Below are 8301 nucleotides of genomic sequence, written 5' to 3'. Positions count from 1 at the left end.
GCCGGGCGACAACATCAAAATGGTTGTTACCCTGATCCACCCGATCGCGATGGACGACGGTCTGCGTTTCGCAATCCGTGAAGGCGGCCGTACCGTTGGCGCGGGCGTTGTAGCAAAAGTTCTGAGCTAATTGCCGATAACATTTGACGCAATGCGCACTAAAAGGGCATCATTTGATGCCCTTTTTGCACGCTTTCGTACCAGAACCTGGCTCATCAGTGATTTTCTTTGTCATAATCATTGCTGAGACAGGCTCTGTTGAGGGCGTATAATCCGAAAAGCTAATACGCGTTTCGATTTGGTTTGCCTCGCGATCGCGGGGTGAAAATGTTTGTAGAATACTTCTGACAGGTTGGTTTATGAGTGCGAATACCGAAGCTCAAGGAAGCGGGCGCGGCCTGGAAGCGATGAAGTGGGTCGTTGTGGTGGCATTGCTCCTGGTAGCGATTGTCGGCAACTACCTTTATCGCGACATTATGCTGCCGCTGCGTGCGCTGGCCGTAGTAATTCTGATTGCTGCAGCGGGTGGTGTCGCGCTGTTAACGACAAAAGGTAAAGCTACCGTTGCTTTTGCCCGTGAAGCGCGTACCGAAGTCCGTAAGGTCATTTGGCCGACTCGCCAGGAAACATTGCACACCACGCTGATTGTGGCTGCGGTTACCGCAGTAATGTCACTGATCCTGTGGGGACTGGATGGTATTCTGGTTCGCCTGGTATCCTTTATCACTGGCCTGAGGTTCTGAGATGTCTGAAGCTCCTAAAAAGCGCTGGTACGTCGTTCAGGCGTTTTCCGGTTTTGAAGGCCGCGTAGCAACGTCGCTGCGTGAGCATATCAAATTACACAACATGGAAGATTTGTTTGGTGAAGTCATGGTACCAACCGAAGAAGTGGTTGAAATCCGTGGCGGTCAGCGTCGCAAAAGCGAACGTAAATTCTTCCCTGGCTACGTCCTCGTTCAGATGGTGATGAACGACGCGAGCTGGCACCTGGTGCGCAGCGTACCGCGTGTGATGGGCTTCATCGGCGGTACTTCCGATCGTCCTGCACCAATCAGCGATAAAGAAGTCGATGCGATTATGAACCGCCTGCAGCAGGTTGGTGATAAGCCGCGTCCGAAAACGCTGTTTGAACCGGGTGAAATGGTCCGTGTTAATGATGGTCCGTTCGCTGACTTCAACGGTGTTGTTGAAGAAGTGGATTACGAGAAATCTCGTCTGAAAGTGTCTGTTTCTATCTTCGGTCGTGCGACCCCGGTAGAGCTGGACTTCAGCCAGGTTGAAAAAGCCTAACCCAGCGATCAAAAAAGCGGCGATTTAATCGTTGCACAAGGCGCGAGATTGGAATACAATTTCGCGCCTTTTGTTTTTATGGGCCTTGCCCGTAAAACGATTTTTTATATCACGGGGAGCCTCTCAGAGGCGTTATTACCCAACTTGAGGAATTTATAATGGCTAAGAAAGTACAAGCCTATGTCAAGCTGCAGGTTGCAGCTGGTATGGCTAACCCGAGTCCGCCAGTAGGTCCGGCTCTGGGTCAGCAGGGCGTAAACATCATGGAATTCTGCAAAGCGTTCAACGCAAAAACTGATTCCATCGAAAAAGGTCTGCCGATTCCGGTAGTAATCACCGTTTACGCTGACCGTTCTTTCACTTTCGTTACCAAGACTCCGCCAGCAGCAGTTCTGCTGAAAAAAGCGGCTGGTATCAAGTCTGGTTCCGGTAAGCCGAACAAAGACAAAGTGGGTAAAATTTCCCGCGCTCAGCTGCAGGAAATCGCGCAGACCAAAGCTGCCGACATGACTGGTGCCGACATTGAAGCGATGACTCGCTCCATCGAAGGTACTGCACGTTCCATGGGCCTGGTAGTGGAGGACTAAGAAATGGCTAAACTGACCAAGCGCATGCGTGTTATCCGCGAGAAAGTTGATGCAACCAAACAGTACGACATCAACGAAGCTATCGCTCTGCTGAAAGAACTGGCGACTGCTAAATTCGTAGAAAGCGTGGACGTAGCTGTTAACCTCGGCATCGACGCTCGTAAATCTGACCAGAACGTACGTGGTGCAACTGTACTGCCGCACGGTACTGGCCGTTCCGTTCGCGTAGCCGTATTTACCCAGGGTGCAAACGCTGAAGCTGCTAAAGCTGCAGGTGCTGAACTGGTAGGTATGGAAGATCTGGCCGACCAGATCAAGAAAGGCGAAATGAACTTTGACGTTGTTATTGCTTCTCCGGATGCAATGCGCGTTGTTGGCCAGCTGGGCCAGGTTCTGGGTCCGCGCGGCCTGATGCCAAACCCGAAAGTGGGTACTGTAACGCCGAACGTTGCTGAAGCGGTTAAAAACGCTAAAGCTGGCCAGGTTCGTTACCGTAACGACAAAAACGGCATCATCCACACCACCATCGGTAAAGTGGACTTTGACGCTGACAAACTGAAAGAAAACCTGGAAGCTCTGCTGGTTGCGCTGAAAAAAGCAAAACCGACTCAGGCGAAAGGCGTGTACATCAAGAAAGTTAGCATCTCCACCACCATGGGTGCAGGTGTTGCAGTTGACCAGGCTGGCCTGAGCGCTTCTGTAAACTAATGCCTTTACGTGGGCGGTGATTTTGTCTACAATCTTACCCCCACGTATAATGCTTGATGCAGACGTATATCCGAGATATTCGGGTTGTGGCAAGGCGGCAACTGAGTGAGTCGCCAGGAGCATAGCTAACTATGTGACTGGTGCGAATGAAGGAAGCCAACCCGCCACAAGCTGAATAGCGACGGATAGAAAAGATTTGTTCGTTGGAGCCTGGCCTATCCAGGCCTCCGTCGAAGACCGCAGGAGTTTCGCAAGAAACTTAATCCCCTGCGTAGACGGTGACAGAACGCTAAGATTATTCTTTTATATTCTGGCTTGTTTCTGCTCACCGTAATTAAGACGCTCTCTCCGTTTGGAGGAGTGAAGTGAGTTCCAGAGATTTTCTCTGGCAAACAACCAGGAGCAAAGCTAATGGCTTTAAATCTTCAAGACAAACAAGCGATTGTTGCTGAAGTCAGCGAAGTAGCCAAAGGCGCGCTGTCTGCAGTAGTTGCGGATTCCCGTGGCGTAACTGTAGATAAAATGACTGAACTGCGTAAAGCAGGTCGCGAAGCTGGCGTATACATGCGTGTTGTTCGTAACACCCTGCTGCGCCGTGCTGTTGAAGGTACTCCGTTCGAGTGCCTGAAAGACGCGTTTGTTGGTCCGACCCTGATTGCATACTCTATGGAACACCCGGGCGCTGCTGCTCGTCTGTTCAAAGAGTTCGCGAAAGCGAATGCAAAATTTGAGGTCAAAGCCGCTGCCTTTGAAGGTGAGCTGATCCCGGCGTCTCAGATCGACCGCCTGGCAACTCTGCCGACCTACGAAGAAGCAATTGCACGCCTGATGGCAACCATGAAAGAAGCTTCGGCTGGCAAACTGGTTCGTACTCTGGCTGCTGTACGCGATGCGAAAGAAGCTGCTTAATCGCAGTTATCTTTTTAACGCATTCGCTTACGTATAAACTTATTCTGATATTCAGGAACAATTTAAATGTCTATCACTAAAGATCAAATCATTGAAGCAGTTGCAGCTATGTCTGTAATGGACGTTGTAGAACTGATCTCTGCAATGGAAGAAAAATTCGGTGTTTCCGCTGCTGCTGCTGTAGCTGTAGCTGCTGGCCCGGTTGAAGCTGCTGAAGAAAAAACTGAATTCGACGTAATTCTGAAAGCTGCTGGCGCTAACAAAGTTGCTGTTATCAAAGCAGTACGTGGCGCAACTGGCCTGGGTCTGAAAGAAGCTAAAGACCTGGTAGAATCTGCACCGGCTGCTCTGAAAGAAGGCGTGAGCAAAGACGACGCAGAAGCACTGAAAAAAGCTCTGGAAGAAGCTGGCGCTGAAGTTGAAGTTAAATAAGCCAACCCTTCCGGTTGCAGCCTGAGAAATCAGGCTGATGGCTGGTGACTTTTTAGTCACCAGCCTTTTTGCGCTGTAAGGCGCCAGTAGCGTTTCACACTGTTTGACTACTGCTGTGCCTTTCAATGCTTGTTTCTATCGACGACTTAATATACTGCGACAGGACGTCCGTTCTGTGTAAATCGCAATGAAATGGTTTAAGCGTGATAGCAACAGGCATTGCGGAAAGTGTTCCATTTTCCGGTCAACAAAATAGTGTTGCACAAACTGTCCGCTCAATGGACAGATGGGTCGACTTGTCAGCGAGCTGAGGAACCCTATGGTTTACTCCTATACCGAGAAAAAACGTATTCGTAAGGATTTTGGTAAACGTCCACAAGTTCTGGATGTACCTTATCTCCTTTCTATCCAGCTTGACTCGTTTCAGAAATTTATCGAGCAAGATCCTGAAGGGCAGTATGGTCTGGAAGCTGCTTTCCGTTCCGTATTCCCGATTCAGAGCTACAGCGGTAATTCCGAGCTGCAATACGTCAGCTACCGCCTTGGCGAACCGGTGTTTGACGTCCAGGAATGTCAAATCCGTGGCGTGACCTATTCCGCACCGCTGCGCGTTAAACTGCGTCTGGTGATCTATGAGCGCGAAGCGCCGGAAGGCACCGTAAAAGACATTAAAGAACAAGAAGTCTACATGGGCGAAATTCCGCTCATGACAGACAACGGTACCTTTGTTATCAACGGTACTGAGCGTGTTATCGTTTCCCAGCTGCACCGTAGTCCGGGCGTCTTCTTTGACTCCGACAAAGGTAAAACCCACTCTTCGGGTAAAGTGCTGTATAACGCGCGCATCATCCCTTACCGTGGTTCCTGGCTGGACTTCGAATTCGATCCGAAGGACAACCTGTTCGTACGTATCGACCGTCGCCGTAAACTGCCTGCGACCATCATTCTGCGCGCCCTGAACTACACCACAGAGCAGATCCTCGACCTGTTCTTTGAAAAAGTTATCTTTGAAATCCGTGATAACAAGCTGCAGATGGAACTGGTGCCGGAACGCCTGCGTGGTGAAACCGCATCTTTTGACATCGAAGCTAACGGTAAAGTGTACGTAGAAAAAGGCCGCCGTATCACTGCGCGCCACATTCGCCAGCTGGAAAAAGACGACGTCAAACTGATCGAAGTCCCGGTTGAGTACATCGCAGGTAAAGTGGTTGCTAAAGACTATATTGATGAGTCTACCGGCGAGCTGATCTGTGCTGCGAACATGGAGCTGAGCCTGGATCTGCTGGCTAAGCTGAGCCAGTCTGGTCACAAGCGTATCGAAACGCTGTTCACCAACGATCTGGATCACGGCCCATATATCTCTGAAACCTTACGTGTCGACCCAACTAACGACCGTCTGAGCGCACTGGTAGAAATCTACCGCATGATGCGCCCTGGCGAGCCGCCGACTCGTGAAGCAGCTGAAAGCCTGTTCGAGAACCTGTTCTTCTCCGAAGACCGTTATGACTTGTCTGCGGTTGGTCGTATGAAGTTCAACCGTTCTCTGCTGCGCGAAGAAATCGAAGGTTCTGGTATCCTGAGCAAAGACGACATCATTGATGTTATGAAAAAGCTCATTGATATCCGTAACGGTAAAGGCGAAGTCGATGATATCGACCACCTCGGCAACCGTCGTATCCGTTCCGTTGGCGAAATGGCGGAAAACCAGTTCCGCGTTGGCCTGGTACGTGTAGAGCGTGCGGTGAAAGAGCGTCTGTCTCTGGGCGATCTGGATACCCTGATGCCTCAGGATATGATCAACGCCAAGCCGATTTCCGCAGCAGTGAAAGAGTTCTTCGGTTCCAGCCAGCTGTCTCAGTTTATGGACCAGAACAACCCGCTGTCTGAGATTACGCACAAACGTCGTATCTCCGCACTCGGCCCAGGCGGTCTGACCCGTGAACGTGCAGGCTTCGAAGTTCGAGACGTACACCCGACTCACTACGGTCGCGTATGTCCAATCGAAACCCCTGAAGGTCCGAACATCGGTCTGATCAACTCTCTGTCCGTGTACGCACAGACTAACGAATACGGCTTCCTTGAGACTCCGTATCGTAAAGTGACCGACGGTGTTGTAACTGACGAAATTCACTATCTGTCTGCTATCGAAGAAGGCAACTACGTTATCGCCCAGGCGAACTCCAACCTGGATGAAGAAGGCCACTTCGTAGAAGACCTGGTAACTTGCCGTAGCAAAGGCGAATCCAGCTTGTTCAGCCGCGACCAGGTTGACTACATGGACGTATCCACCCAGCAGGTGGTATCTGTCGGTGCGTCCCTGATCCCGTTCCTGGAACACGATGACGCCAACCGTGCATTGATGGGTGCGAACATGCAACGTCAGGCCGTTCCGACTCTGCGTGCTGATAAGCCGCTGGTTGGTACTGGTATGGAACGTGCTGTTGCCGTTGACTCCGGTGTAACTGCGGTTGCTAAACGTGGTGGTGTCGTTCAGTACGTGGATGCTTCCCGTATCGTTATCAAAGTTAACGAAGACGAGATGTATCCGGGTGAAGCAGGTATCGACATCTACAACCTGACCAAATACACCCGTTCTAACCAGAACACCTGTATTAACCAGATGCCGTGTGTGTCTCTGGGTGAACCGGTTGAACGTGGCGACGTGCTGGCAGACGGTCCGTCCACCGACCTCGGTGAACTGGCGCTTGGTCAGAACATGCGCGTAGCGTTCATGCCGTGGAATGGTTACAACTTCGAAGACTCCATCCTCGTATCCGAGCGTGTTGTTCAGGAAGACCGTTTCACCACCATCCACATTCAGGAACTGGCGTGTGTGTCCCGTGACACCAAGCTGGGGCCAGAAGAGATCACCGCTGACATCCCGAACGTGGGTGAAGCTGCGCTCTCCAAACTGGATGAATCCGGTATCGTTTACATTGGTGCGGAAGTGACCGGTGGCGACATTCTGGTTGGTAAGGTTACGCCGAAAGGTGAAACTCAGCTGACCCCAGAAGAAAAACTGCTGCGTGCGATCTTCGGTGAGAAAGCGTCTGACGTTAAAGACTCTTCTCTGCGCGTACCAAACGGTGTATCCGGTACGGTTATCGACGTTCAGGTCTTTACTCGCGATGGCGTAGAAAAAGACAAACGTGCGCTGGAAATCGAAGAAATGCAGCTCAAACAGGCGAAGAAAGACCTGTCTGAAGAACTGCAGATCCTCGAAGCGGGTCTGTTCAGCCGTATCCGTGCTGTGCTGGTAGCCGGTGGCGTTGAAGCTGAGAAGCTCGACAAACTGCCGCGCGATCGCTGGCTGGAGCTGGGCCTGACCGACGAAGAGAAACAAAATCAGCTGGAACAGCTGGCTGAGCAGTATGACGAACTGAAACACGAGTTCGAGAAGAAACTCGAAGCGAAACGCCGCAAAATCACCCAGGGCGACGATCTGGCACCGGGCGTGCTGAAGATTGTTAAAGTATATCTGGCGGTTAAACGCCGTATCCAGCCTGGTGACAAGATGGCAGGTCGTCACGGTAACAAGGGTGTAATTTCTAAGATCAACCCGATCGAAGATATGCCTTACGATGAAAACGGTACGCCGGTAGACATCGTACTGAACCCGCTGGGCGTACCGTCTCGTATGAACATCGGTCAGATCCTCGAAACCCACCTGGGTATGGCTGCGAAAGGTATCGGCGACAAGATCAACGCCATGCTGAAACAGCAGCAAGAAGTCGCGAAACTGCGCGAATTCATCCAGCGTGCGTACGATCTGGGCGCTGACGTTCGTCAGAAAGTTGACCTGAGTACCTTCAGCGATGAAGAAGTTATGCGTCTGGCTGAAAACCTGCGCAAAGGTATGCCAATCGCAACGCCAGTGTTCGACGGTGCGAAAGAAGCAGAAATTAAAGAGCTGCTGAAACTTGGCGACCTGCCGACTTCTGGTCAGATCCGCCTGTACGACGGCCGCACTGGTGAACAGTTCGAGCGTCCGGTAACCGTTGGTTACATGTACATGCTGAAACTGAACCACCTGGTCGACGACAAGATGCACGCGCGTTCCACCGGTTCTTACAGCCTGGTTACTCAGCAGCCGCTGGGTGGTAAGGCACAGTTCGGTGGTCAGCGTTTCGGGGAGATGGAAGTGTGGGCGCTGGAAGCATACGGCGCAGCATACACCCTGCAGGAAATGCTCACCGTTAAGTCTGATGACGTGAACGGTCGTACCAAGATGTATAAAAACATCGTGGACGGCAACCATCAGATGGAGCCGGGCATGCCAGAATCCTTCAACGTATTGTTGAAAGAGATTCGTTCGCTGGGTATCAACATCGAACTGGAAGACGAGTAATTCTCGCTCAAACAGGTCACTGCTGTC

Annotated in this window: 7 protein-coding genes and 1 pseudogene; all 8 read left to right on the top strand. The window is 51.3% G+C overall.

Features of this window, described 5'->3' with window-relative positions; translation table 11 throughout:
- Window positions 1-130, top strand: a pseudogene (gene tuf / locus ACJHX3_RS23535) (elongation factor Tu); the annotation flags it as partial.
- Between the two features lie 229 nt (window positions 131-359).
- Window positions 360-743 carry a preprotein translocase subunit SecE gene (gene secE, locus ACJHX3_RS23530; protein ID WP_001275702.1) on the top strand — a complete coding sequence of 128 codons (384 nt, stop codon included), beginning with the start codon at window positions 360-362 and terminating at the stop codon, window positions 741-743.
- Window position 744: 1 nt separating this feature from the next.
- On the top strand, window positions 745-1290 hold the full coding sequence (nusG, locus tag ACJHX3_RS23525) for a transcription termination/antitermination protein NusG (protein WP_001287516.1): 546 nt from the start codon (window positions 745-747) through the stop codon (window positions 1288-1290).
- Window positions 1291-1448: 158 nt separating this feature from the next.
- Window positions 1449-1877, top strand: a complete 429-nt coding sequence (gene rplK / locus ACJHX3_RS23520) for a 50S ribosomal protein L11 (protein WP_001085926.1) — start codon at window positions 1449-1451, stop codon at window positions 1875-1877.
- 3 nt (window positions 1878-1880) lie between these two features.
- On the top strand, window positions 1881-2585 hold the full coding sequence (rplA, locus tag ACJHX3_RS23515) for a 50S ribosomal protein L1 (protein WP_001096684.1): 705 nt from the start codon (window positions 1881-1883) through the stop codon (window positions 2583-2585).
- Between the two features lie 411 nt (window positions 2586-2996).
- On the top strand, window positions 2997-3494 hold the full coding sequence (gene rplJ / locus ACJHX3_RS23510; RefSeq protein WP_001207201.1) for a 50S ribosomal protein L10: 498 nt from the start codon (window positions 2997-2999) through the stop codon (window positions 3492-3494).
- A gap of 66 nt (window positions 3495-3560) precedes the next feature.
- Complete coding sequence (rplL, locus tag ACJHX3_RS23505; protein WP_000028878.1) at window positions 3561-3926, top strand: 50S ribosomal protein L7/L12; 366 nt, start codon at window positions 3561-3563, stop codon at window positions 3924-3926.
- Window positions 3927-4245: 319 nt separating this feature from the next.
- Window positions 4246-8274, top strand: a complete 4029-nt coding sequence (gene rpoB, locus ACJHX3_RS23500; RefSeq protein ID WP_000263098.1) for a DNA-directed RNA polymerase subunit beta — start codon at window positions 4246-4248, stop codon at window positions 8272-8274.
- Window positions 8275-8301 lie beyond the last annotated feature (27 nt).

The organism is Escherichia sp. WS1265 (assembly GCF_046487585.1).
Taxonomy (GTDB): Bacteria; Pseudomonadota; Gammaproteobacteria; order Enterobacterales; family Enterobacteriaceae; genus Escherichia; species Escherichia coli.
The sequence above is the reverse complement of the archived record's forward strand: the minus strand, read 5'-3'. Positions and strand labels throughout refer to the sequence as shown.